This is a genomic window from Pseudomonas sp. Irchel 3H9 (genome assembly GCF_900187495.1).
GTDB classification, from domain to species: Bacteria; Pseudomonadota; Gammaproteobacteria; order Pseudomonadales; family Pseudomonadaceae; genus Aquipseudomonas; species Aquipseudomonas sivasensis.
In genome coordinates, this window is the sequence record NZ_FYDK01000001.1 from 845,255 (window position 1) to 869,658 (window position 24,404).

The following is a 24,404-nucleotide window of genomic DNA, read 5'->3' on the forward strand; positions in this document are numbered from 1 at the left end:
CGGGTGTCCAATAGAAAATAGCGCAAGGACGGCGGATTCTACGCCTTGACGCCATGGTCAGGAAAAAACCTGTGTTAGGGATTTGTAAGCGACCTCTCAGGGCACCGCATATCCCTGGTGGGAGGGGGCTTGCCCCCGATTGCAGAGTGTCAGTCACTGGATAGTCGCTGACACACGGCTATTCGGGGGCAAGCCCCCTCCCACATTGCAGATCGCATCCCTGTACACTGCTGATCCGCCAAAGGAGCCTGCCATGCTGATTGTTGCCGACGAAAATATCCCGCTGCTCGATGCCTTCTTCCAAGGATTTGGCGAGATTCGCCGGGTGCCCGGCCGTTCCCTTGATCGCGCCACGGTCGAGCAGGCTGACGTACTGCTGGTGCGCTCGGTGACTAACGTCAATCGCGCGTTACTGGAGGGCTCAAAGGTGCGTTTTGTCGGCACCTGCACCATCGGCACCGATCACTTGGACCTCGACTACTTCAAGCAGACCGGCATCCAATGGTCCAGCGCGCCCGGCTGCAATGCCCGTGGCGTGGTGGACTACGTGCTAGGCAGCCTGCAGACCCTCGCCGAGATTGAAGGCGCCGACCTCAACCAACGCACCTATGGCATTGTCGGCGCCGGTGAAGTGGGCGGGCGGTTGGTCAAGGTGCTCAAAGGCCTGGGCTGGAATGTCCTGGTGTGCGACCCGCCGCGGCAGATCGCCGAAGGGGGCGACTATGTGAGCCTGGCGCAGATCATCGAGCAGTGTGACGTGATCAGCCTGCACACGCCTTTGACCAAGTCCGGCAATGGCTCTACCTGGCATTTATTCGACCGTCAGCGCCTCGAACAACTCAAACCCGGCACTTGGCTGATCAACGCCAGCCGTGGCCCGGTAGTGGACAACGCCGCCCTGCGCGAGGTGCTGTTGGAACGCGAAGACCTGCAAGCGGTGTTGGATGTGTGGGAAGGCGAGCCCGAAGTGGATGTGGACCTGGCCGACCTATGCGTGCTGGCCACACCGCATATCGCCGGTTACAGCCTGGAAGGCCGCCAGCGCGGCACGGCGCAGATCTACCAGGCGTTTTGCGCGTACCTGGGTCAGGAACCGAGCATTCAGTTGAGTGAGCTGTTGCCTGCGCTGTGGTTGGCTGAAGTGCACTTGAATGCCTCGACCGACCCGGCCTGGGCGCTGGCGACCTTGTGCCGCAGCGTGTACGACCCGCGCCGGGATGATGCGGATTTCCGTCGTAGCCTGGTTGGAACTGTGCAAGAGCAGCGCAAGGCGTTCGACCTGCTGCGCAAGCACTATCCCGAGCGTCGCGAGATTGATGGCTTGAGTGTGCGCATCAATGGGGAGTCGGCGGCGTTGTCGAAGATCGTGTCCGCACTGGGCGCGGTAGCTGTTTAAGCGCCCATAAAAAACCCGGCCATCAAGGCCGGGTCTGAAAGAGCTTGGGCGCTTCAGCCTTGCTGGGCAGGCTTGACCAGTTTTTCTTCCAGTTCGCGGCACGCTTGCTGGATCATTTCTTCGGTGATCTGCACCTCATGGCCTTGGGCGTCGATGACGGAGCAAGGCAACTGCTGGGGTTGGCGGATCACTTCAATTTTGGCATCGCTGCTGTTTTGCAAGGTCATGGCCTGTCTCCTCATCAGGTTGTATACCTACTTTAAAACCCCCGCGTGACCGCGCTGTTACAACTCCCTGCACGACCACCGGTTCGAATACTCAGTCCACCAGAAACGGCGGCCGATTTCCAGCCGGGCATTAGACCGATAGCCTCTAGGGATGAGTATCGGCGGGCATAATTAACCTGACTCATTGTTATTTGCCCAAGTTCCCCCAATGTTGGGTACAGGTTCCTCATCGGTGATGCCCCTATGTTCTCAACCCGTCAACGCCGCGCGATTCGCCTGGCCAGCCGTTTTATCGCGCCATACCGCTGGCAGGCGCTGGGTGCTTTGCTGGCGCTGATCGTTACCGCCGGGATTACCTTGTCCATGGGCCAAGGCATTCGCCTGCTGGTGGACCAGGGCTTCATGACCCAATCGCCACACCTACTCAACCAGTCCATCGGCCTGTTCATGATCCTGGTGCTTGGCTTGGCGGTGGGTACTTTTGCGCGGTTTTACTTGGTCTCCTGGATTGGCGAGCGAGTGGTGGCGGATATTCGTCGGCAGGTGTTTAACCACCTCATCTACCTGCATCCCGGCTTCTATGAGAACAACCGCAGTTCGGAAATCCAGTCGCGGCTGACCACCGACACTACCTTGCTGCAATCGGTGATCGGCTCGTCGCTGTCACTGTTCCTGCGCAATGCCTTGATGGTCATTGGCGGCATCGTGTTGCTGTTCGTCACCAACCCCAAGCTCACCAGCATCGTGGTGGTTGCATTGCCGCTGGTGCTGGCGCCGATCCTGATTTTCGGGCGCCGCGTGCGTAGCCTGTCTCGACTGAGCCAGGACCGCATTGCCGATGTGGGCAGTTATGTCTCCGAAACCCTTGGCCAGATCAAGACCGTGCAGGCCTATAACCACCAGGTTCAGGACGAGCAGCGCTTTGCCGTGACCGTGGAAGAAGCCTTTGCCACCGCGCGCAAACGCATCGCCCAGCGCGCCTGGCTGATCACGCTGGTGATCATGCTGGTGCTCGGTGCCGTGGGTGTGATGTTGTGGGTCGGCGGCATGGACGTGATCAGTGGGCGCATTTCCGGCGGCGAACTGGCGGCGTTCGTGTTTTACAGCCTGATCGTCGGCAGCGCGGTCGGCACCCTGAGCGAAGTGCTCGGTGAGCTGCAGCGTGCAGCCGGTGCAGCTGAGCGGATTGGTGAGCTGTTGCAGTCGACTAATGAAATCCAGGCTCCGGCAACCGATACCGTGAAATTGCCCGAGCGGGTCAGTGGCCGTATGGAGCTGCAAGATCTGCGCTTTTCCTATCCCTCGCGACCTGACAGCTACGCTATCGACGGGTTGAACCTGACCATCAACCCCGGTGAAACCCTGGCACTCGTCGGACCGTCCGGCGCGGGTAAATCGACGATCTTCGACCTGCTGCTGCGTTTCTACGATCCGCAGCATGGCCGAATCCTGCTCGAAGGCCATCCGCTGACCGACCTCGACCCCCTGGACCTGCGCCGCCACTTTGCCCTGGTGTCCCAGAGCCCGGCGTTGTTTTTCGGCAGCGTCGAAGAGAACATCCGCTACGGCAATCCCTCAGCTACCCGCGAGCAAGTCGAAGCCGCTGCACGCATCGCCCATGCTCACGACTTCATCTTGCAAATGCCCGACGGCTACCAGACCCACCTCGGTGATGGCGGGCTGGGCCTCTCTGGTGGCCAGCGCCAGCGCTTGGCCATCGCCCGCGCGTTGCTGGTGGACGCACCAATCCTGCTGCTGGACGAAGCCACCAGCGCTCTGGATGCGCAAAGTGAACACTTGATCCAGCAGGCACTGCCTCAATTGATGCAGGGCCGTACTACGCTGGTGATTGCCCACCGCCTGGCGACGGTGAAGAACGCCGACCGCATTGCGGTAATGGACCAAGGCAAACTGGTTGCGGTGGGCACGCATCAGCAGCTGATTGCGGGCAACCCGTTGTATGCGCGGTTGGCGGCATTGCAGTTCAGTAGTGGTGCGCAAGCGCAATGACCTGCTATGCCTGGCGCCAGTGCTAACGGAAGTAGACAGGTTTGTACCAAACCCTAGTGTCCACATAGTGTTTGGGCTCGCCCGGAAGCGCCACGTTCATCTTTATCTTGCTACCGTGAGTCTTGACAACGTGCTGGGTGACTTTCCCTACAAAGGCCTGATACATGTTCATATCTGCCAGCCGCTCGGCGTTTTTAGCAGAGATGCCGGGGCTGATCTCGTTGATCCGCGCAATCAGGTCGTCTCGCGCGGCCGTCAATGACGTAGAGCCGTGTTGGATTGAAACCGAGCCCTCGAACGCCTTCACCGGCCGGTTGATCTCCTTTTGCAGCAAGCTGCCGAAGGCGCGACTGCCACCCTCGCCAGAGTAGCAAACCAATAGCCGCACATTGTTAAAGGCGCTGGGGTCGACGCCTTTCGTGTTCAACAAAGCGACCAAGTCTTTGGCCGAGTACGCGGTATTGTCGATAACGATGCTGCTTCCACGGTTCAAAAATCTGTCCAGTCGGCTGCGCTCAAGACCGTGGGCGACAATATTCAGGCGATCAACACCTTTATAGGTGTCGACGAACACATGCATTTCATTGGCCACAAGTTTGAGGTCTTTCATCGTGCCTTTCATTTGTATGACGTTGTCATAGGCCAGACTTTTTTCGAAAGACACAGGTGAAGTTGCAGGTTGACTGCCTGTTGCGGCTGAAATTGGCCGATGATTGTCGGGTGAGAAGTTATCCAGTTTCTTCCCGTAAGCTGTGTTTTTATTCACGTCATAGTGCAGCCAGTGACCGGTTTTGTTATCCAGTTGGGCGGTTACTCGGCTGGGTTCGAGTGCACCGGGGGCGCGATAAGTGCCTTCCGCTATGTCGGCTCGTTCGGCAAACGCGCGCAGTTGAGCGTGATCCATCGTGCTCTGCGACAGTTGCCGTGCATTAAGGGGTTTCGTGCCTGCGGCCAGCCGGGCACTGCTGGCCGGCGCGCCCGAGGCCTTACCCAGCACGCCGCGACCTATTCGGCTGCTCGCCATGGCCACCCGGGTCGCGCCTCTGGGACCGCCAACGGCACTCGCGCCTCTGCCCAGGGCCGAGCCGGTCAAGTACATCACTCCGTCAAACAACAGATCTCCCAGTGCCGCCAAGGGGTCTCCATTGATCAGGTTTTTAACGGCAGACGCCCCAGGTATTAGCCCTACAATTATGTTAAACAGGGCTTTTTCCTTATCGGCCTCTTCATCGAATGTTGTGATGCTTTTGGTCAGTTCCAGTAGTTGCTCAAAGTTTGATTCCGGGTTGGAGTAATTGACTACCGTATTACTGATATAGGCACTGCGCGCGCTGCTGAACGAGGCAGGGATGGTCACTGGCAATTGCCGGGCCCGTTGTTGTACTGCATCTTGGGAGGCGCTTGGTTTGACTTCATGGATCGCCGTATTTGTCCATTTTGAACCTTGATGGCTGGGCACCTTGACCCAATCTCCTTGGGGGCCTTCCTTAAAGTTTGTCTTCAGATCGTCACGTTTATTTATCTGGCCTTTTTGCGCTGATATTTCATAAAACTCCAGGTTCCCGTCGCGCTCGGTCTGGAAGATCAGTGCCTTTTGCTCTTTCGGCTGGCTGGGTACTTTATCTTCGTCATTAATTGTGAAACCTGGGAGGTTGCTTTCATAACGGCTGACCTGACCCTCTATGAATATACGAATGCTGCCAAACTCAAGATTCTTGCGATCTTCCAGAGGAAGTTTCGCAAGCTGGTTTTTTATCACGCTCGCCTGTGCTTTTTTGGTGCCTTCCGTGTAGTCGAAAAAGGCTTGCTTATGGAGGGATTTTGCGTCTGGCAAGTGAGCAAGACGGGCAATCATGCTGGGGGCAATCGTGTTGTTATCGGATACCCAATTAGAAAACGGATTGACTTCGGGTTTTGAAAGATAAAAGTCCAGTAGCGAATATTTTGGCTGCGTGGAGCTAGCAAGATTTCCGTGGCCTCTGCCGCGGGGGCTGTTATCGCGAAAGCATTTAAGTTCGTAGGGAAGCCCCTCGCCGAATTGTTGCTTGAGTTGCTGTAGCGCCACATCGCGTTGGGTCGGCACCTTACTGGCAAGTTGCTCGACGGCTTGTTGCAACGTTGAAGTTTTGTCAGCGAGCGCGCGCTGGACCCGATCAATGTCAGCCTGAGGATAGTTCCCGTCATCGCGGGGCACGAGTTCGCCGTTGATCTTGCCCCACTCAATAAGCGCCGCTCGCGATGTGACTTGCTGAATGGCCTGCCCCTCTTGCGAAATCGGGTCCAGAGCATCTCGGGCACATACTTGCGCAAACGTCATCTGCATCGTGGCACCAGGGCTATAGGCCTCGATCCGCGTCACCGCCGCTTTGAAACTCACCCACGCTGCCGATCCCAACGTAATGCTGGCAGGAGCGTTTTTGACCAATAACTCCGGCGCTGTACGCGAAAGCAGCATTTGTGCAGCAATGGGCGCCATGTCCGGCGAGGCTCTGTTCAGTTTTATCAGGTGGTCAATGAACGCCTGCTTGATAGTTGCGAGGGGCTGCCCCATGAAACGTCCGTCGGCCAGATTGAAACCCGCGAGATGATTGATTTGCGGGCCAAACATGCTTTCTGGGTCCAGAGTGGTAGCGATGGCAGTCAACAGCCAGTCATGGCTGGAGCTGGTCTTCCAGCCATCCCCCATCTTTTGGTGCAAGGCGGCTTCGAGTTCGATGGCTTTTGGTGTGTTGATGATTTTTTCGATGACTTTAAGTGGGTCGCGCAATTCGTTTTGGGAAATGTGCAGGTGGCTTGTGAGATAACCCAAAACTCCCCGTGGGTTTTGGGGCTCCGTTCTTTCCTTCACCAACGCCGGTAGTTGCAGGTTGTAGTGAAAATGACTGTAAACGCTCTTTTGGTCGTGGTCGCCCAGCGGGGCCGGCCACGAGATCGCCCCACCCAGGCTGCCTAGGCGTGGTGCCTGCAACGGCGGGGCATTGAGCGTGCTGATCATGTTCTCCAGTGCTTCAAGCGTGCTGGGCAACCGCCAGTTATTTGCCAGGATAAATTGCTCAAGTGTCACGGTGCGTCCAGGGCCGGTTTCGGGGCCTTGGCCGAATGACGAGTGCGGGTGCACCTCTATCGTTGTGTTCTTTAACCGCTCCTCAATCCCCTCAGTACCATAGCGCACAAGGCCCTTGAGCTTTTCGCAGAGCGCGCGCGTGTCCACCAAGTCGCCAAGGGCGGTCCGCTCTGTATTGAGCTTGCCCGTATTGGCCGGCCCATCCTCGACCTTGTTTGGAACCGCGTTGGCGGCGTTTTTGGTGAATGTCTGGGTCTGCTGCAGCTCTGCTGTCCGTGGCGTCGTGAGGGGTACCGATTCACCGTGAAAATTCGCCACCACTTCAAAGGGCGCAGATGTGGGGTCCGATGCGGACAGACGAAGGGGGCTGTTGCCCGCCGCCACGACGTTGGCGGCGCGAAGAATCGGCGCCACAACGACCGGCCAGAGCGGGTTTTCATCCGTTGCCCTGAACACCTCCCGGCGCCCATCAGTCATGGTGAAGGTGATCTGGTCGCGCAGACTGATCATTAAGGGTTTGGAAAGATTAATGTGCCTTTGCGTTGCCCATTCGACGAATTGGGGATGCTTGAGCAGCGTATGCAGGTGCGTCCACCACTGGCCGAAGGTCGAACTTGGCGGGATACCCTCAACGCTCTCTATGCCATCGTACGATGGGCCGGTTTTCGCCGATCTGGCTGATACGGCGGCAAACAGCACGGCCAATTCCTGATCGGCCTTGGCTTGCGGCGTTTTGCCGGCATCTTGATCAGGCGTGGGCGGCTTTTCACTCTTGACCTCGAAGAGTGGCGGGGGGGTGATGATGTTGGTCGCGGGCTGAGTGTTTAAGCGGCTGCTGATGGACGTGAGTGTCATGTCTGAGTTTCTCTCTAGGCCATTTTGAAGTCAGTCACTCAGAGATGATTTATCGACTGAGCTCGTGGGCTGAGTGAACATCAGACTTTTCGCGTTCCATCATGTTTTTTCTGTATGTGTATTTCCCCGGGCGATCAGAATGTTTTCAGCCGTGGAAATGAAAATGCCCGCATCTTTCGATGCGGGCATTTTCAGAGTCGCTTCAGACCTTACTGGTCATCAAAATAGCGCTCATGCCAATCCACAAGAGGCTGTGGTGAGTTGAGTTTTTGCCCGTAGATCACGGAATAAGACAACACGTTCTGCACATACTGGCGGGTTTCGTCGAATGGGATGCTTTCCACCCATACATCGAAACTCAAGTGATCCGCTCCGCGCAGCCACTGGCGCACACGGCCGGGGCCGGCGTTGTAGGCGGCGGAAGCGAGCACGCGGTTGCCGTTGAACTGGCTGTGCACCTGGCTCAGGTAGGCGGCGCCGAGCTGGATGTTTTTGTCCGGGTCCAGGACCTGGGCCGGGGAAGCCAGCGGGATGCTGAATTTGCGCGCGGTTTCCTTGGCGGTGCCGGGCATCAGTTGCATCAGGCCGCTGGCGCCTACGCCGGAGCGGGCGTCGTCCATGAAGGCGCTTTCCTGGCGGGTAATGGCGAATACCCAGCTCGAATGCAGGCCCCGCACCTTGGCTTCACGCACCAGGGTGTCGCGGTGGGCCATTGGGAAGCGGATATCCAGATCGTCCCAGTACTGGGCCTGGCTAATGGTGCGGATCGCCGGGAAGTACCACTTCATGTCGTACGCCAGCTTGGCCTGGGCGACCATCTCATCACGGTTGAAATGACGGCTGACGTGGTACCACTCGCGGCGGCCATCCACGATCTGGCCACGGGCGTAGAACTCCAGAGCGCGACGCACGCCGGGTGTGTTACGCACTTTATTGACCAGCGCCTGACTCATCACCAGCGGCTTGTTGTTCAACTGGTACGGAGCCTTGGAGCGGTCGGCGGCGAGGAAACCGTAGAAATCCCGCTCCCGCGAAAGGTTCTTGTAGAGCACCAATGCTTGCGGGTTCTTCGGCTCAGCCAGTTCAAGGCTGCGCGCCTGCCAGTAGCGCCAGCGGTTGGAGGTGGCCAAGTCTTGTGGGAGTTTGCGCGTCAACTGGTAGGCATCTTCCCAGCGCGCCAGGCGCAACAGCAGGCGCAGGCGCCATTCGGAGACGGTGTTGTCGCGCAGTTCCGGGTCGTATTTGGTCATCACCTCAAGGGCGCGTGGGTCGAAACGCTTGGCCAGGGTCAGGCCGATTTCACGGGCGATTGCCACTTTTTCGTCACGGGAGAAGTGCATGCTGCTGGCGTAACCGTCGAGCAGGGCCATGGCTTTGTCCGGGTCCTGGCGCGCCAGGCGGCGCAGGCCCAGGCCTACGGCATCCGACATAGCCTCGGTGGCCGGCTGGAAGCGCGATGGATCGCTTAGCATGTCGGGCTTTTGCGCCACGTCCACCATCAGGCGACCTTGGGCACCGAGGGTCGGCAGGGTTTTTACCAGGCTGTTGGCCAGCGCGTAGTTGCGCGCTTCGGCGGCGAGTTTGGTGCGGTCCCAGATTTTCTGTTCGGTGAGTTGGCCGTCGGCGGCCCACTGGCCAAACGTGGCATCACAGGCGGCGGGTTGGGATTTGCCGGTCATCCACAGCTTTTCGGCGGTCTTGTAGCCTTCGGCCTTCAGGTTGTGGGTGAGCTGGTATTGGCCGTGCAGGCAGTCCAGTTCGACGAAATTGAGTTTGGGGTCGTAGTACTTTTCAAAGGTTTGCCAGTCGCCACGCTCGGACAGCCAGCGCAACCAGCGCAGTTTCATCCAGTTCGCCTGGGGCAGGTCGCCGTTTTTGGCCAGGAACTGCTCGATTTCCTGGTTACTCGCGGTTTTCAGGCGCGCAGTTAGTTCGTCGTAGGCCAGGTACGGTGTAAGCGGATAATCGGCCAGGGCCTGGCTGTATTGCATGTATGGGCCGGTATCGCCCTTGGCCAGAGCGCGCTTGGCTTCATCGTAATATTGACGTTGGGTAGTGAGGTCCACGGCCTGGGCGGATTGAACGGCGGTGGCGGAAAGAAGCAGACAAGATAAAAAGTTGAAAAGGCGACTGCGCATGAGACGTCCGTGCAGAGAAATCACGACTAGCGCCGGCACTGCCGACGCTGATTGCCCCTAGCTTAGCCTTTTGCCAGCGACCGGCGAAAGCTTTGCTGGCCGGTTCGTTCAGGTTTACGGGAAATGTCCTACAGAACGTGTCGGCCTTGAAAATGCTGGCCGCATCCCACCCTCAACTCAGGTAGAATGCGCGCCCAGTTTTTGGAGAAGCGTATGACCCTGCTCAAATTCAGCGATGTGTCCCTTGCTTTCGGCGCTATGCCGTTGTTGGACAAGGTGTCCTGGCAGATCGCCCGTGGTGAGCGGGTGTGCATCATCGGCCGCAACGGCACCGGCAAGTCCAGCATGATGAAGCTGGTAAAAGGCGACCAAAAGCCCGATGACGGCTCTGTTTGGCGCGCCCCGGGCCTCAAGATTGGCGAATTGCCGCAAGAATTGCCGGTGGCCGACGGACGGACAGTGTTCGACGTGGTTGCCGAAGGCCTGGACGGTGTGGGCGAGTTGCTTGCGCAATACCATCACCTGGCGCAGAACTGCGTCACCGAGGAAGACCTGAACAAGCTGATGCACGTTCAGCAGGACCTCGAAGCACGTGATGGCTGGCGCCTGCAGCAACTGGTGGACAGCACCCTGAGCCGCCTGCAACTGCCGGCCGACAAGACCCTCGCCGAGTTGTCCGGCGGCTGGCGTCGCCGCGTGCTGCTGGCCCAGGCCCTGGTGTCCGAGCCGGATCTGTTGCTGCTCGACGAACCAACGAACCACCTGGACATCGGCGCCATCGCCTGGCTTGAAGAAGCCCTCAAGGATTTCCAGGGCGCCGTGCTGTTCATCACGCACGACCGTTCTTTCCTGCAAAACCTGGCCACGCGCATCCTTGAACTGGATCGCGGCGGCTTGATCGACTGGAACGGCGACTACGCCAGCTTCCTGGTGCACAAAGAAGCGACGCTGGCGGCTGAAGAAACTGCCAACGCGCTGTTCGACAAAAAGCTGGCCCAGGAAGAAGTCTGGATCCGCCAGGGCATCAAGGCGCGCCGCACCCGTAACGAAGGCCGCGTGCGCGCCCTCAAAGCCCTGCGTGTTGAACGTAGCGAGCGTCGTGAGCGCACCGGCAAGGCCAATATCCAGCTGGATACCGCCGACAAGTCGGGTAAACAAGTGATGGTGCTGGAAAACGTCAGCTTCCATCACCCGGACGGTCCGTTCCTGATCAAGGACTTCTCCATGGTCCTGCAGCGTGGCGACCGTATTGGTCTGCTGGGCGCCAACGGTACCGGCAAGACTACCTTGCTCAAGCTGATGCTCAATGGTCTGAAGCCGACCAGCGGCACCGTGGAGGAGGGCACACGCATCGACGTGGCTTACTTCGACCAGTTACGCCATCAGTTGGACCTGGAAAAAACCGTGATCGACAACGTGGCTGAAGGTCGCGACTTTATCGACATCGACGGCCAGAGCCGCCACGTGCTGAGCTACCTGGGCGACTTCCTGTTCAGCCCGCAGCGCGCACGGACGCCGGTCAAGGCCTTGTCCGGTGGTGAGCGCGCACGCTTGCTGTTGGCCAAACTGTTCAGCAAACCTGCCAACTTGCTGGTGCTCGACGAACCGACCAACGACCTCGACGTAGAAACCCTTGAACTGCTGGAAGAGGTCTTATTGACCTTCAACGGCACTGTGCTGATGGTCAGCCACGACCGGGCATTCCTCGATAACGTGGTCACCAGCACCCTGGTCTTTGAAGGTGAAGGCAAGGTGCGCGAATACGTCGGTGGCTATCAGGACTGGCTGCGCCAGGGCGGTTCACCGCGCCTGTTGGGCGTGACCGAGAGCAAGTCCGGCAAGGCCGACTTGAACTCGGCGGTGGTCACACCTGTTGCCGCTGCTGCCCCTGCACCCGAGGCTGCGCCGACGGCCAAGAAGAAGCTCAGCTACAAGTTGCAGCGCGAGCTGGAAGCCTTGCCGGGTGATATCGACGCCAAGGAACAGCAGATTGCTGCGGTAGAAGCCGACATGGCTGATGCGGGTTTTTATCTGCGTCCGGCGGCGGAAACTGCCAAGGTCATCGCTTCTCTGGAGAAGTTGAACCAAGAACTGGAAGTGCTGATGGAGCGTTGGGCAGAGTTAGATGCCTGAGTGACTTGAGGTCAGTAAAAAAGCGGCTCAAATGTGGGAGGGGGCTTGCCCCCGATAGCGGTGTCTCAGTCAGTGGTGTTTCTACTGAGAGGCTGCTATCGGGGGCAAGCCCCCTCCCGCATTGCATCTTCATCGGAGTTACGAGCTTTTTACCAACTTAACGGCCAACACATCGCACGGCGCTCCGTGCAGTACATCATTGGCGGTGGAGCCCAGCAGCAATGCCAAGCCGTGACGGCCATGGCTGCCCACCACGATCAGATCGCAGTTCTGTTCCTTGGCCAGGTGGTGGATCTCCTGGCGCGGTTGGCCGTAAGTGAGGTGGGAGTTTTCCTTGGTCAGTTCCGGGTATTTGATGATCAACCGGTCCAGGCGTTCTTTGGCCTGATCGAACTGTTGTTGTTGCAGTTGGGAAAGGTCCATCGGCACATCGCCGCCAAACGCCATGGCCATGGGCTCGACGATGTGTACCAGTGACAGCTTGGCGCCGTTTGCGATTGCTGAAGCCTGCGCGCGCTTGATCACTGGATCGCACTCTTCGGTCAGGTCGACGGCGACCAGAATATGTGTGTAGGACATGGGGCGTTCCTCCAGGGGACTGCAATAAGTTCAGTATGGCTGCTTTCAAGCGGATGGGGTTGCGTCAGGTCAAATCCGCTCATCTAGAAATTCGGGGGTACTCATATGACGGTCTGGATAGTGGTGTCAATCCTTGTGGTGGTTCTGAGCCCTCTGGCATGGCTACGCCCTTCGCGCCACCAGAGCGGGCGAATGGCCCTGCGCATGGAGGCGCGCCGCATCGGCCTGGCCATGCAATTGGTACCTCAGGAGTGGCCGCACTGGCTCAAGCAAGAGCCGCCGAGCCCCTGTGCGCAATACTGCCGGCCACGACGCGGTAGCACGCCGGCAACCTGGAGTTATTGGCAGTTGGAGCCGGGTGTGTGGGTTAATCAATGGCGTGAAGTCTGCGACGATGAGAAGTTGTTGCCGCATTTTGCAACGCTGCCGGCCAACGTCTACAAGGTCGAGGCCGATAAGCAGATGATTGCCCTGTATTGGGGCGAGAAGGGCGAAGCGAGTGATTTGCTCGCCATTGATGCGCTGCTCAAAGCGCTGGCCTGAAGCGTCTACTGAATTTCAGGCAATAAAAAGCCCGACATCATCATCGGGCTGGAGTTGGCCAGGCAGGCCGGTAATCTGTGCTTGCTGCGTCGGATGTTCATCCGTGCGCGTTATGGTTGCGGCTAGCCTAGCCGGATATCCCGTTCTGTACAGTCTTTTCCCACATCCTTCCTATAATTGATTTCGTGAATATTTGAATATTGGCGAAGCGTGCGCCTATGGTTTGAGTTCTGAAATGACTGGAAAGTCGCGTTTTTCCTAGCCTTTCGAGCGATTGACAATTGCCTGGAATTGGATGAAGGTGGCGTACCCAAATCAAACGGGCGTATGAATTGAGCGTTTGTCTGTCAGACCGCGCGCACATACAACCCGACTATCGCATTGGCGGGTGTGCCTGGCGGATTGGAGTGAGCATTGACCTAAAGGCCAGTGTCCAACCAGAGGCCAGCGTCCAATGTGTACTGTTCAGCTTCCATATCGTGGAGATCAGTTGATGATTTACGAAGGTAAAGCCATCACGGTTAAGGCTCTTGAAAGTGGCATCGTCGAATTGAAATTCGACCTCAAGGGTGAGTCCGTCAACAAGTTCAACCGTCTAACCCTGAATGAACTGCGTCAGGCCGTAGACACCATCAAAGCAGATGCTTCGGTCAAGGGCGTGATCGTCTCCAGCGGCAAGGACGTGTTTATCGTCGGCGCTGACATCACCGAATTCGTCGACAACTTCAAGCTGCCCGATGCCGAGCTGGTGGCTGGCAACCTCGAAGCCAACAAGATTTTCAGCGATTTCGAAGACCTCAACGTACCGACCGTTGCCGCGATCAATGGCATCGCGCTGGGCGGTGGCTTCGAAATGTGCCTGGCCGCAGACTTCCGCGTCATGTCGGCCACCGCCAAAATCGGCCTGCCTGAAGTCAAACTGGGCATCTACCCAGGTTTCGGCGGCACCGTGCGCCTGCCGCGCCTGATCGGGGCCGACAACGCCATCGAGTGGATCGCCGCCGGTAAGGAAAACCGTGCTGAAGACGCGCTGAAAGTCGGTGCCGTCGACGCCGTGGTTGCTCCGGACAAACTGGCCGAAGCCGCACTGAACCTGATCAAGGGCGCCATCAGCGGCGAATTTGATTACAAGGCCAAGCGTCAGCCGAAGCTGGAAAAACTCAAGCTCAACGCCATCGAACAAATGATGTCGTTCGAAACCGCCAAAGGTTTCGTCGCTGGCCAGGCCGGTCCGAACTACCCGGCGCCGGTTGAAGCGATCAAAACCATCCAGAAAGCAGCGAGCTTCGGTCGCGATAAAGCCCTGGAAGTGGAAGCGGCAGGCTTCGTCAAACTGGCGAAAACCTCGGCTGCCCAAAGTCTGATTGGCCTGTTCCTGAACGATCAGGAGCTGAAGAAAAAGGCCAAGGCCTACGACGAAATCGCCAAGGACGTGAAACAGGCTGCCGTACTCGGCGCCGGTATCATGGGCGGCGGTATTGCCTATCAGTCGGCGTCCAAAGGCACGCCGATCCTGATGAAAGACATCAACGAGCACGGTATCGAGCAAGGTCTGGCCGAAGCCGCCAAGCTGCTCGTGGGGCGCGTTGATAAAGGTCGCATGACCGCAGCGAAAATGGCTGAAGTACTTAACGGTATTCGTCCTACGCTGTCCTACGGCGATTTCGGCCATGTCGACCTGGTGGTCGAAGCCGTTGTCGAGAACCCGAAGGTCAAGCAGGCGGTACTGGCTGAAGTTGAAGGCCACGTCAAAGACGACACCATCCTGGCCTCGAACACCTCGACCATTTCCATCTCGCTGCTGGCCAAGGCCCTCAAGCGTCCGGAAAACTTCGTCGGCATGCACTTCTTCAACCCGGTGCACATGATGCCGTTGGTGGAAGTGATCCGTGGCGAGAAGTCCAGCGAGCTGGCGATTGCCACCACCGTTGCCTACGCCAAGAAAATGGGCAAGAACCCGATCGTAGTCAACGATTGCCCAGGCTTCCTGGTCAACCGCGTGCTGTTCCCGTACTTCGGTGGTTTCGCCAAGCTGGTGAGCGCCGGTGTTGACTTCGTGCGCATCGACAAAGTCATGGAAAAATTCGGCTGGCCGATGGGCCCGGCGTACCTGATGGACGTGGTCGGCATCGACACCGGCCACCACGGTCGTGACGTGATGGCTGAAGGCTTCCCGGACCGCATGAAAGACGACCGCCGCTCCGCTGTCGATGCTCTCTATGAAGCCAAGCGCCTGGGCCAGAAGAACGGCAAGGGCTTCTATGCCTACGAGACCGACAAGAAGGGCAAGCAGAAAAAAGTCGCCGATCCATCGGTTCACGAAGTGCTCGCACCTGTCATCTACGAACAGCGTGAGGTGTCCGATGAGGACATCATCAACTGGATGATGATCGCCCTGTGCCTGGAAACCGTACGCTGCCTGGAAGACGGTATCGTTGAAACCGCTGCCGAAGCCGATATGGGCTTGGTGTACGGTATTGGTTTCCCTCCATTCCGTGGCGGTGCGCTGCGTTACATCGACTCGATCGGTGTGGCCGAATTCGTTGCCCTGGCTGATCAATACGCTGATCTGGGCCCGCTGTACCACCCGACCGCGAAGCTGCGTGAAATGGCCAAAAATGGCCAGAGCTTCTTCGGTTAAGCGCCCAGACGACTAGAGCGAGAATATTTATGAGCTTGAATCCAAGAGACGTGGTGATTGTCGACTTCGGTCGCACACCGATGGGCCGCTCCAAGGGCGGCATGCACCGCAACACCCGCGCTGAAGACATGTCCGCGCACCTGATCAGCAAATTGTTGGAACGCAACGTCAAGGTCGACCCGAACGAAGTCGAAGACGTAATCTGGGGCTGCGTCAACCAGACCCTGGAGCAGGGCTGGAACATCGCGCGCATGGCGTCGCTGATGACTCAGATCCCGCACACAGCTGCTGGCCAGACCGTGAGCCGCTTGTGCGGTTCGTCCATGAGCGCGCTGCACACCGCCGCCCAAGCGATCATGACTGGCAACGGGGATGTGTTTGTAGTCGGTGGCGTGGAGCACATGGGCCACGTCAGCATGATGCACGGCGTCGATCCAAACCCGCACATGTCGCTCTACGCGGCGAAAGCCTCTGGCATGATGGGCTTGACTGCAGAAATGCTCGGCAAGATGCACGGCATTACCCGCGAAGCCCAGGACGCGTTCGGCTTGCGCTCCCACCAACTTGCCCACAAGGCGACCGTGGAAGGCAAGTTCAAGGATGAAATCATCCCGATGAACGGTTACGACGAGAACGGCTTCTTGAAACTGTTCGACTACGACGAAACCATTCGTCCGGACACCACCCTGGAAAGCTTGGCGGCCCTGAAGCCGGCATTCAATCCAAAGGGCGGCACCGTGACAGCGGGTACTTCGTCGCAAATCACCGACGGTGCTTCGTGCATGATCGTGATGTCGGCGCAGCGTGCCCAGGACCTGGGCATCCAGCCGCTGGCAGTGATCCGTTCGATGGCAGTGGCGGGTGTGGACCCGGCAATCATGGGCTATGGTCCTGTACCGGCCACACAAAAAGCGTTGAAGCGCGCGGGCCTGACTATCTCCGATATCGATTTCTTCGAGCTCAACGAAGCTTTCGCCGCACAGGCCCTGCCGGTGCTGAAAGATTTGAAAGTACTCGACAAGATGAACGAGAAGGTTAACCTGCACGGCGGTGCGATTGCCCTGGGCCACCCATTCGGTTGTTCCGGTGCGCGTATTTCCGGCACTTTGCTTAACGTGATGAAGCAAAATGGCGGTAACCTTGGGGTTGCAACCATGTGCATTGGTCTCGGCCAAGGCATTTCCACCGTCTTCGAACGCGTCTAAGCGTTGAGTTGACGGAAGCCGGGGCCAAGTGCCCCGGTTTTTGTTTTTTGGAATTTTTAATATTTTTTTTCAACAAATTTTGTAAGGGGGCCAGAGCATGAAAGTCGAACCAGGGCTCTACCAACATTATAAAGGTCCGCAGTACCGCGTTTTCAGCGTGGCACGGCATTCCGAGACCGAAGAAGAAGTGGTGTTCTACCAAGCACTGTATGGCGATTACGGCTTTTGGGTGCGTCCCTTGAGCATGTTCCTGGAGACCGTCGAAGTTGACGGCGAGCAGGTCCCGCGCTTTGCTTTGGTCCAGGCCGAACCCAGTCTTTTTTCAGGGCAATAACGGCAGGCGGCGCAGAATGCTGCGCTTGACCTCACCTTGTTGCCACTATATATAGCGTTGCCGCGTCAGGCGCCAACCGCCTTTCACTTCTCGAATTCAGGAATTTTCCGATCCATGGGCAAATCGCTGGTCATTGTGGAATCCCCGGCTAAGGCCAAGACCATCAACAAGTACTTGGGTAACGAGTACGTGGTGAAGTCGAGTATCGGCCATATCCGAGACCTGCCCACCAGCGGTTCGGCTAGCGCCAGCAAGGAGCCTGCCGCCAAGCGCGGCAAGGCGGCTGCGGGCGAAGGTCCGGTGCTCACGCCTAAAGAGAAAGCGCGCAAGCAGCTGGTCTCGCGCATGGGTGTGGACCCGGATCATGGCTGGAAGGCCAAGTACGAAATCCTTCCGGGCAAGGAAAAGGTCATCGAAGAGCTGCGCCGGCTCGCCAAAGATGCCGACACCATCTATCTCGCGACGGACTTGGACCGCGAAGGGGAAGCCATTGCCTGGCACCTGCGGGAAGCCATTGGCGGTGACGACAGCCGCTACAAGCGTGTGGTGTTCAACGAAATCACCAAGAAAGCCATTCAGGAAGCCTTCTCCAAGCCGGGCGAGCTCGATATCGACCGTGTCAACGCGCAGCAGGCCCGTCGGTTCCTCGACCGCGTCGTGGGTTACATGGTCTCGCCGCTGCTATGGGCCAAGATCGCCCGTGGCCTGTCCGCCGGTCGTGTGCAATCGGTAGCGGTCAAGCTGGTGGTGGAGCGTGAGCGTGAGATCCGTGCGTTCAACCCTGAAGAGTATTGGGAAGTCCACGCCGACCTGGGCACTGCCAAGGGCAACAACGTGCGCTTTGAAGTGGCCCGCGAGAAAGGTGAAGCCTTCAAGCCGCTGAACGAAGCTCAGGCCATGGCCGCGCTGGAAAAGCTCAAGGCCTCCAGCTACAGCATCGTCAAGCGCGAAGACAAGCCGACCAGCAGCAAACCGTCGGCACCGTTCATCACCTCCACCCTGCAACAGGCCGCGAGCAACCGCCTGGGCTTCGGCGTGAAGAAAACCATGATGATGGCCCAGCGTCTTTACGAAGCCGGCTACATCACTTATATGCGTACTGACTCCACCAACCTGTCGCAAGACGCGGTGGCAATGGCGCGTACCTATATTGAAAGCGAGTTCGGCAAGAAGTACCTGCCGGAGAAGCCGAACGTCTACAGCAGCAAAGAAGGCGCCCAGGAGGCTCACGAAGCGATTCGTCCTTCCGATGCCAACACCGAGCCAAGCAAGCTGAGTGGCATGGAGCGCGACGCTGAGCGCCTCTACGAGCTGATCTGGCGCCAGTTCCTGGCTTGCCAGATGCTGCCGGCGCAATATCTGTCGACAACCGTCAGCGTGGGTGCTGGCGACTTCGAACTACGTGCCAAGGGCCGTATCCTCAAGTTCGATGGCTACACCCGCGTGATGCCGCAAATCGCCAAGCCTGGTGACGACGATGTACTGCCGGACATGGCCCAGGGCGATACGTTGAAGCTGATCAAGCTCGACCCGTCCCAACACTTCACCAAGCCACCGGCGCGTTACTCGGAAGCCAGCCTGGTCAAGGAAATGGAAAAGCGCGGTATCGGTCGTCCATCGACCTACGCGGCGATCATCTCCACCATCCAGGACCGTGGTTACGTAGCGCTGCACAACCGTCGGTTCTATTCGGAAAAGATGGGCGACATCGTTACAGAGCGTCTGTCCGAGAGCTTCTCCAACCTGATGGATTACGGCTTTACCGCCGGCATGGAAGAGAACCTCGATGACGTGGCCCAAGGTGAGCGCGACTGGAAAAATGTACTCGACGAGTTCTACGGCGACTTCAAGAAGAAACTCGAAGTAGCTGAGAGCCCTGAGAGCGGCATGCGTGCCAACCAGCCGGTTATGACCGATATCCCGTGTCAGACGTGCGGCCGCCCGATGCAGATTCGTACGGCATCCACCGGCGTGTTCCTTGGTTGCTCGGGCTACAGCTTGCCGCCGAAAGAACGCTGCAAGGCCACGGTCAATCTGGTGCCAGGTGATGAAATCGCCGCCGATGACGAAGGTGAGTCCGAGTCGCTGGTCTTGCGTGGCAAGCACCGCTGCCCGATCTGCAGCACGGCTATGGACGCCTATCTGCTTGACGAGAAGCACAAGCTGCACATCTGCGGTAACAACCCGGATTGCAACGGCTACGAGATTGAAGAGGGCACCTACCGCATCAAGGGCTACGAAGGGCCGAGCCTGGAATGCGATAAGTGCGGCAGCGAGATGCAGCTCAAGACCGGTCGTTTCGGCAAGTTCTTCGGTTGCACCAATCCGACCTGCAAGAACACTCGCAAACTGCTGAAAAGCGGTGATGCGGCGCCGCCGAAGATGGATCCGGTGAAGATGCCGGAACTCAAGTGCGAGAAGGTCAACGATACCTACATCCTGCGTGATGGCGCTTCGGGGTTGTTCCTGGCGGCAAGCCAGTTCCCGAAAAACCGCGAGACCCGCGCGCCGTTGGTGCTGGAAATCGTTCCGCACAAGGACGAGATCGATCCGAAGTACCACTTCCTGTGTGAAGCGCCGAAGAAGGACCCGGATGGTCGTCCAGCCGTGATCCGCTATAGCCGCAAGACCAAGGAGCAGTACGTACAGACCGAAGTAGACGGCAAGCCTACCGGCTGGAAAGCGTTCTACGACGGCGGCAAGTGGAAGGTCGAAGACAAGCGCCAAGGCGCTTGATCGACTAATTTGCGATAGACAAAGGCCGCCTGTATGGGCGGCCTTTTTTTGCGCTTGCAGCGGGCTCGGTTGATCCGTGACACTGTTAAGCCAGCATCGCGCCTCATTCGTTGTGGAGATTGCCGTCATGGCCAACGAACTCTATACCCGTACCAATCAGAAAATTTACTTCGCGGGTTTGTCCCTGGAAGCCCTTGGTCGTGCCGAGGAAGGGAAGGAGATGAATGCTATCGCGCTGGTTCAGGCGGGGCGTGAAGCAGCCTTATTCCACCTGTACGGCGCCTTGCTGGGCCTGTGCCATGAAATCGCCGGGTTCTACCGCTTGCCCCAGGCCGGTTCGCCCCGTGCGGAAATGATCATGAGCCGTGAAGTGCTGGAGACCATGGCGATTCCTGAGCTGGCGGAACTGGTAGAGATGGCCCAGAGCCCAGACAGCTGGGTGGCGCGCCTGCTCAAGGCCCATGCCGATATGTTTCAGCCGCCGCGTGTTCCCCATGTGCCTAAGGGTGACGTTAGGCAGCCATTGATCTTGGCAGTTGCGCTGGAGGAGGACGAGCCTAAGTCATTGAGCCGGGAAGAGTTGGAGGGCTGGCGTCAGGAGCTGAAGAAGATGGCGCTGCGCTTTCGTGAGGGCCTGAACGAGTGCTAAACCCCGAGTAGGTTTAGAAAGCACCGTTCATCAAGCTGTAAAGAAACCTCCCTAGATCCTCAGCGAGGCTGGGTGGATGACTGATATAATCCCGGCCTTTCGTGGAGAACAGACTTTTATGCCGACGTCCTTTCTGGAAATTGTTGAGTTGCCTGACGGCCGAATCGAGCTGCGTCGGGCTGAGGACGAGGGTTCTCTGGTTATTCTGGACTTTTCAGAGGACGCAAAAGCGTTCCTGCAAGGCCAGCACGTGGAAGTGGCAAAAGCCATGTTGAGCGTAGGTGTGCAGATGGCTGGTCGCCTGGCGGAAGGCGAGCCGGAGAAAGAGGATGGGTCGCGGGTTCTTCACTGAGTCTGTGCCGAGCGCTGCTTATTGCGAGCGGATTTTTTGATGAGTGTACTTGTTGTGGTGAGCGGGCTTGCCCCGCGCTGGGTTGCGAAGCAGCCCTAAAACCAGGCGCCGTGGATTATCCGATATACCGTATCAATCTATTCAGGGCTGCTTCGCAGCCCAGCGCGGGGCAAGCTCGCTCGCCACAGAAGTTCGCTAAGCATAATGAGCATGCTCACTACAATCAGCCCTCTTCGCGCCCTCATCAAACCCAGCTTTTTATCCCAATCTAATATTCAAACTCTGTGCATCACCCGTGCGTGCGGCACTGATCAATTGCTGCTTGGCCGACGCATTCAGCGGATTCAACCAGCTCACCACCGTATGGCTACGACCCAGGCGCAACGCTTCGCATGTCAACTGCTGGGCACTTTGCGCGCCGCGCGGTTGCAGTAACAGGATGCGCTCACGATTGAGGCCGGCGTCCCGCAGCCAGGCCTGTGTAAGGCTGGCGGGCGGGGCAATCAGGGTCAACCAGCGTGCATCCTGATCTTCGCTCAGATCACGCAGGATAGGTGCCAATAGGCTCAGGCAGCTCCCGGCCGCACCGCGCAACGACAGTTCACTGAACGCCTCGGGTTCAGCGCTCCAGGGCGCCTCTACCGTTTGCTTGAGGATGGGCGCAAGGGGTTGAGCCATAAAGGCCTCGAACAGCGACAGTTGTGTGTGTTGTGGGGTGTGTACGAGCTGCATGATGCCTCCTTTAGCGGCGAATGACGCCGACGCTCAAGCCTTCGATCACCAGGTCCTGATCTTTCAGGTTTACTTCAATCGGGGCGAACTCAGGGTTCTCGGCCAGGAGCCAGACCTTGCTGCCTTCGCGCTTGAAGCGTTTTACGGTGACTTCATCGCCGATGCGGGCGACGACGATCTGGCCATTACGGGCTTCGCGGGTGGTGTGGACGGCTAGCAGGTCGCCGTCAAAGATGCCCACGTCTTTCATGCTCATGCCGTGCACCCGCAACAGGTAGTCGGCACGCGGATGGAAAAAAGTCGGGTTGATGTTGCAGGACTCCTCGACGTGCTGTTGTGCCAGGATCGGCGCACCAGCGGCAACGCGGCCAATGATCGGCAGTGTTGATTCGTCGGCCTTGGCTTCGAAGCCAGGGATGCGAATACCGCGCGAGGCACCGGGGGTCATCTCGATCGCACCTTTGCGGGCGAGTGCCTTGAGGTGTTCTTCGGCGGCGTTGGGGGACTTGAACCCGAGTTCCAGCGCAATCTCAGCTCGTGTCGGCGGGTAGCCGTTGTCATCGAGGCAGCGCTTGATAAAAGCCAGAATCTCAGCTTGGCGTGGCGTCAGTTTTAGCATGTTGATCGCTCTGTCTTTTTATACAGTGACTGGGATTATATACAGTGAACTGCACTTGGCAATCATCCTTTTCTGTGGCTCCGCTGGACGGTCATTCGCCATCCTTCCTACAACGCAGGTATGGCACTGCCTACAGACCTGAAGGGATGTGATTAAATAGCGATGAAATAGATGACTGACCGGCCGGAAAGCGAACCCGCAGGCTTGACAAGACACACCCTGAAACGTATGTTTCAAACAAGTGTTTGTCAGGCGGAGTAGTCATGGCCCAGTCGGAAACCGTTGAACGCATTCTCGATGCTGCCGAGCAATTGTTCGCGGAAAAAGGATTTGCTGAAACTTCATTGCGGCTGATCACTAGCAAGGCAGGGGTCAACCTCGCCGCTGTGAACTACCATTTCGGCTCGAAAAAAGCCCTGATCCAGGCGGTGTTCTCTCGCTTCCTGGGGCCGTTTTGCGCAAGTCTCGATCGTGAGCTAGAGCGTCGCCAGGCCAAGGCCGACAACAAGCCCAGCCTGGAAGAGCTGCTGGAGATCCTCGTCGAGCAAGCCCTGGTGGTTCAACCGCGCAGTGGCAACGATCTATCGATTTTCATGCGCCTGTTGGGCCTGGCTTTCAGCCAAAGCCAGGGCCACTTGCGGCGTTACCTGGAAGACATGTACGGCAAGGTGTTCCGCCGCTATATGTTGCTGGTCAACGAAGCGGCGCCGCGTATCCCGCCTATCGAACTGTTCTGGCGCGTGCATTTCATGCTGGGTGCGGCGGCGTTCAGCATGTCGGGTATCAAGGCACTGCGTGCGATTGCCGAGACCGATTTCGGCGTCAACACCTCCATCGAACAGGTCATGCGCCTGATGGTGCCGTTCCTCGCCGCCGGCATGCGTGCCGAAACCGGTGTGACCGATCCGGGCATGGCCGCTGCCCAGTTGCGTCCACGCAGCAAAACTGCGCCGGTTCCTGCCAAGGTTTGACTGCGCCGGGTGTGCGCGGCTGCTTGCATCCGCTAAGCTAGCCGCCATGCCGAATTCAGCTATTTACTCGCAACCCGTTGTGCTTGCCGCGCGTATCGCGCGAAGCAAGTGCACCGGGTTGTGTGCGTTATTTAAGGAAGGTTTATGACTGCTGCCCTGCAAGGTTCTTTGATGGTCGACGTTGCCGGTACCTGGCTGACGGCCGAGGATCGCCACCTGTTGCGTCAGCCTGAAGTGGGTGGCCTGATTATTTTTGCGCGCAATATCGAGCATCCGCGCCAAGTGCGTGAACTGAGCGCGGCGATTCGCGCAGTGCGCCCGGATTTGTTGCTGGCCGTCGATCAGGAAGGCGGTCGTGTACAACGTTTGCGCCAAGGCTTCGTGCGCCTGCCGGCTATGCGTGCGCTGGCGGACAACCCCAACGCTGAATACCTGGCCGAGCAGTGCGGTTGGATAATGGCCACCGAAGTGTTGGCTGTCGGCCTGGATTTAAGCTTCGCCCCGGTGTTGGACTTGGACTACCAACGCAGCGCGGTGGTCGGCACCCGTTCCTTTGAGGGCGACCCCGAGCGTGCTGCGGTGCTCGCAGGTGCCTTTATTCGTGGCATGAACAGCGCTGGCATGGCTGCGACCGGCAAACACTTCCCTGGACATGGTTGGGCAGAGGCTGATTCCCACGTCGCCATTCCCAATGACGAACGTAGCCTGGAACAGATTCGCGCCAATGATCTGGTGCCTTTCGCACGTCTGAGCAAGCAATTGGCGGCGGTGATGCCGGCTCACGTCATCTACCCGCAAGTCGACGCCCAGCCTGCTGGTTTCTCGCGCCGTTGGTTGCAGGACATCCTGCGCGGCGAGCTGCAATTTGACGGGGTGATTTTCAGTGATGACCTGTCCATGGCCGGTGCCCATGTGGTCGGCGATGCGGCCAGTCGTATCGAAGCGGCATTGACGGCCGGCTGTGACATGGGGCTGGTGTGCAATGACCGTGCTGCTGCGGAGCTTGCCCTCATTGCGGCGCAGCGGATGAAAGTCACTCCATCGCCCCGAATTGCGCGCATGCGTGGTAAGGCGATTGCTTCGACCGATTACAAGCAGGATCCGCGTTGGTTGGCGGCGCTTACTGCGTTGCGAAAGGCTCAGTTGATCGGCTGAACATCGCGGCGAGGCCATCGCAGGCAAGTCAGCTCTCACAGGGTGTTCATTCCGGGTGTGTGGCT

18 protein-coding genes are annotated in these 24,404 nt (G+C 58.3%); 12 read left to right on the forward strand and 6 right to left on the reverse strand.

The features are described from left to right. Positions 1 to 253: 253 nt before the first annotated feature. Entirely contained in the window at positions 254 to 1,396 is a 1,143-nt protein-coding gene (gene pdxB, locus CKW32_RS04065) for a 4-phosphoerythronate dehydrogenase PdxB (protein ID WP_095184107.1), read from the forward strand. A gap of 53 nt (positions 1,397 to 1,449) precedes the next feature. Here the strand turns inward: pdxB and CKW32_RS28260 are convergent, their stop codons facing one another. Further along, positions 1,450 to 1,623 carry a PA1571 family protein gene (locus CKW32_RS28260; protein WP_032888780.1) on the reverse strand — a complete coding sequence of 58 codons (174 nt, stop codon included), beginning with the start codon at positions 1,621 to 1,623 and terminating at the stop codon, positions 1,450 to 1,452. A gap of 243 nt (positions 1,624 to 1,866) precedes the next feature. On the opposite strand from CKW32_RS28260, the gene CKW32_RS04070 reads away from it, so the two are divergent. Next, on the forward strand, positions 1,867 to 3,633 hold the full coding sequence (locus tag CKW32_RS04070) for an ABC transporter transmembrane domain-containing protein (RefSeq protein ID WP_095184108.1): 1,767 nt from the start codon (positions 1,867 to 1,869) through the stop codon (positions 3,631 to 3,633). Between the two features lie 22 nt (positions 3,634 to 3,655). On the opposite strand, the gene CKW32_RS04075 is transcribed toward CKW32_RS04070, so the two are convergent. Then, positions 3,656 to 7,552: a hypothetical protein gene (locus CKW32_RS04075; RefSeq protein WP_095184109.1), complete on the reverse strand. Its 3,897-nt coding sequence runs from the start codon at positions 7,550 to 7,552 to the stop codon at positions 3,656 to 3,658. A 209-nt stretch (positions 7,553 to 7,761) separates the two neighbouring features. Beyond that, positions 7,762 to 9,690 (reverse strand): transglycosylase SLT domain-containing protein, encoded by a 1,929-nt coding sequence (locus CKW32_RS04080; RefSeq protein WP_032888785.1) that lies wholly within the window; start codon positions 9,688 to 9,690, stop codon positions 7,762 to 7,764. 213 nt (positions 9,691 to 9,903) lie between these two features. On the opposite strand from CKW32_RS04080, the gene CKW32_RS04085 reads away from it, so the two are divergent. Continuing rightward, positions 9,904 to 11,823: an ATP-binding cassette domain-containing protein gene (locus CKW32_RS04085; RefSeq protein WP_032888786.1), complete on the forward strand. Its 1,920-nt coding sequence runs from the start codon at positions 9,904 to 9,906 to the stop codon at positions 11,821 to 11,823. A gap of 138 nt (positions 11,824 to 11,961) precedes the next feature. On the opposite strand, the gene CKW32_RS04090 is transcribed toward CKW32_RS04085, so the two are convergent. After that, on the reverse strand, positions 11,962 to 12,402 hold the full coding sequence (locus tag CKW32_RS04090; RefSeq protein WP_032888788.1) for a universal stress protein: 441 nt from the start codon (positions 12,400 to 12,402) through the stop codon (positions 11,962 to 11,964). A gap of 105 nt (positions 12,403 to 12,507) precedes the next feature. Here CKW32_RS04090 and CKW32_RS04095 point away from each other — a divergent pair, with 105 nt between their 5' ends. From CKW32_RS04095 to CKW32_RS04130, 7 genes are all read left to right on the forward strand, one after another. Next, positions 12,508 to 12,945 (forward strand): hypothetical protein, encoded by a 438-nt coding sequence (locus CKW32_RS04095; protein WP_095184110.1) that lies wholly within the window; start codon positions 12,508 to 12,510, stop codon positions 12,943 to 12,945. Between the two features lie 493 nt (positions 12,946 to 13,438). After that, positions 13,439 to 15,586, forward strand: coding sequence for a fatty acid oxidation complex subunit alpha FadB (gene fadB, locus CKW32_RS04105; protein ID WP_032888792.1), 2,148 nt, complete (start codon positions 13,439 to 13,441; stop codon positions 15,584 to 15,586). A gap of 29 nt (positions 15,587 to 15,615) precedes the next feature. After that, positions 15,616 to 16,791 carry an acetyl-CoA C-acyltransferase FadA gene (gene fadA / locus CKW32_RS04110; RefSeq protein WP_024074080.1) on the forward strand — a complete coding sequence of 392 codons (1,176 nt, stop codon included), beginning with the start codon at positions 15,616 to 15,618 and terminating at the stop codon, positions 16,789 to 16,791. 97 nt (positions 16,792 to 16,888) lie between these two features. Then, complete coding sequence (locus CKW32_RS04115) at positions 16,889 to 17,125, forward strand: DUF1653 domain-containing protein (protein ID WP_010212074.1); 237 nt, start codon at positions 16,889 to 16,891, stop codon at positions 17,123 to 17,125. A gap of 114 nt (positions 17,126 to 17,239) precedes the next feature. Beyond that, a complete protein-coding gene (topA, locus tag CKW32_RS04120; protein ID WP_095184112.1) occupies positions 17,240 to 19,861 on the forward strand; it encodes a type I DNA topoisomerase in 2,622 nt (873 codons plus the stop codon). A 127-nt stretch (positions 19,862 to 19,988) separates the two neighbouring features. After that, positions 19,989 to 20,510, forward strand: coding sequence for a DUF6586 family protein (locus CKW32_RS04125; RefSeq protein WP_095184113.1), 522 nt, complete (start codon positions 19,989 to 19,991; stop codon positions 20,508 to 20,510). Between the two features lie 118 nt (positions 20,511 to 20,628). Then, positions 20,629 to 20,862, forward strand: a complete 234-nt coding sequence (locus CKW32_RS04130; protein WP_032889274.1) for a hypothetical protein — start codon at positions 20,629 to 20,631, stop codon at positions 20,860 to 20,862. Between the two features lie 258 nt (positions 20,863 to 21,120). On the opposite strand, the gene sulA is transcribed toward CKW32_RS04130, so the two are convergent. Together sulA and lexA are read right to left on the reverse strand one after the other, a co-directional pair. Further along, on the reverse strand, positions 21,121 to 21,594 hold the full coding sequence (sulA, locus tag CKW32_RS04135) for an SOS-induced cell division inhibitor SulA (RefSeq protein WP_095184114.1): 474 nt from the start codon (positions 21,592 to 21,594) through the stop codon (positions 21,121 to 21,123). Between the two features lie 10 nt (positions 21,595 to 21,604). Next, entirely contained in the window at positions 21,605 to 22,213 is a 609-nt protein-coding gene (gene lexA / locus CKW32_RS04140) for a transcriptional repressor LexA (protein ID WP_003172575.1), read from the reverse strand. 263 nt (positions 22,214 to 22,476) lie between these two features. Here lexA and CKW32_RS04145 point away from each other — a divergent pair, with 263 nt between their 5' ends. Then, positions 22,477 to 23,184: a TetR/AcrR family transcriptional regulator gene (locus CKW32_RS04145; RefSeq protein WP_032888800.1), complete on the forward strand. Its 708-nt coding sequence runs from the start codon at positions 22,477 to 22,479 to the stop codon at positions 23,182 to 23,184. A gap of 144 nt (positions 23,185 to 23,328) precedes the next feature. After that, on the forward strand, positions 23,329 to 24,339 hold the full coding sequence (nagZ, locus tag CKW32_RS04150; RefSeq protein WP_095184115.1) for a beta-N-acetylhexosaminidase: 1,011 nt from the start codon (positions 23,329 to 23,331) through the stop codon (positions 24,337 to 24,339). Positions 24,340 to 24,404 lie beyond the last annotated feature (65 nt).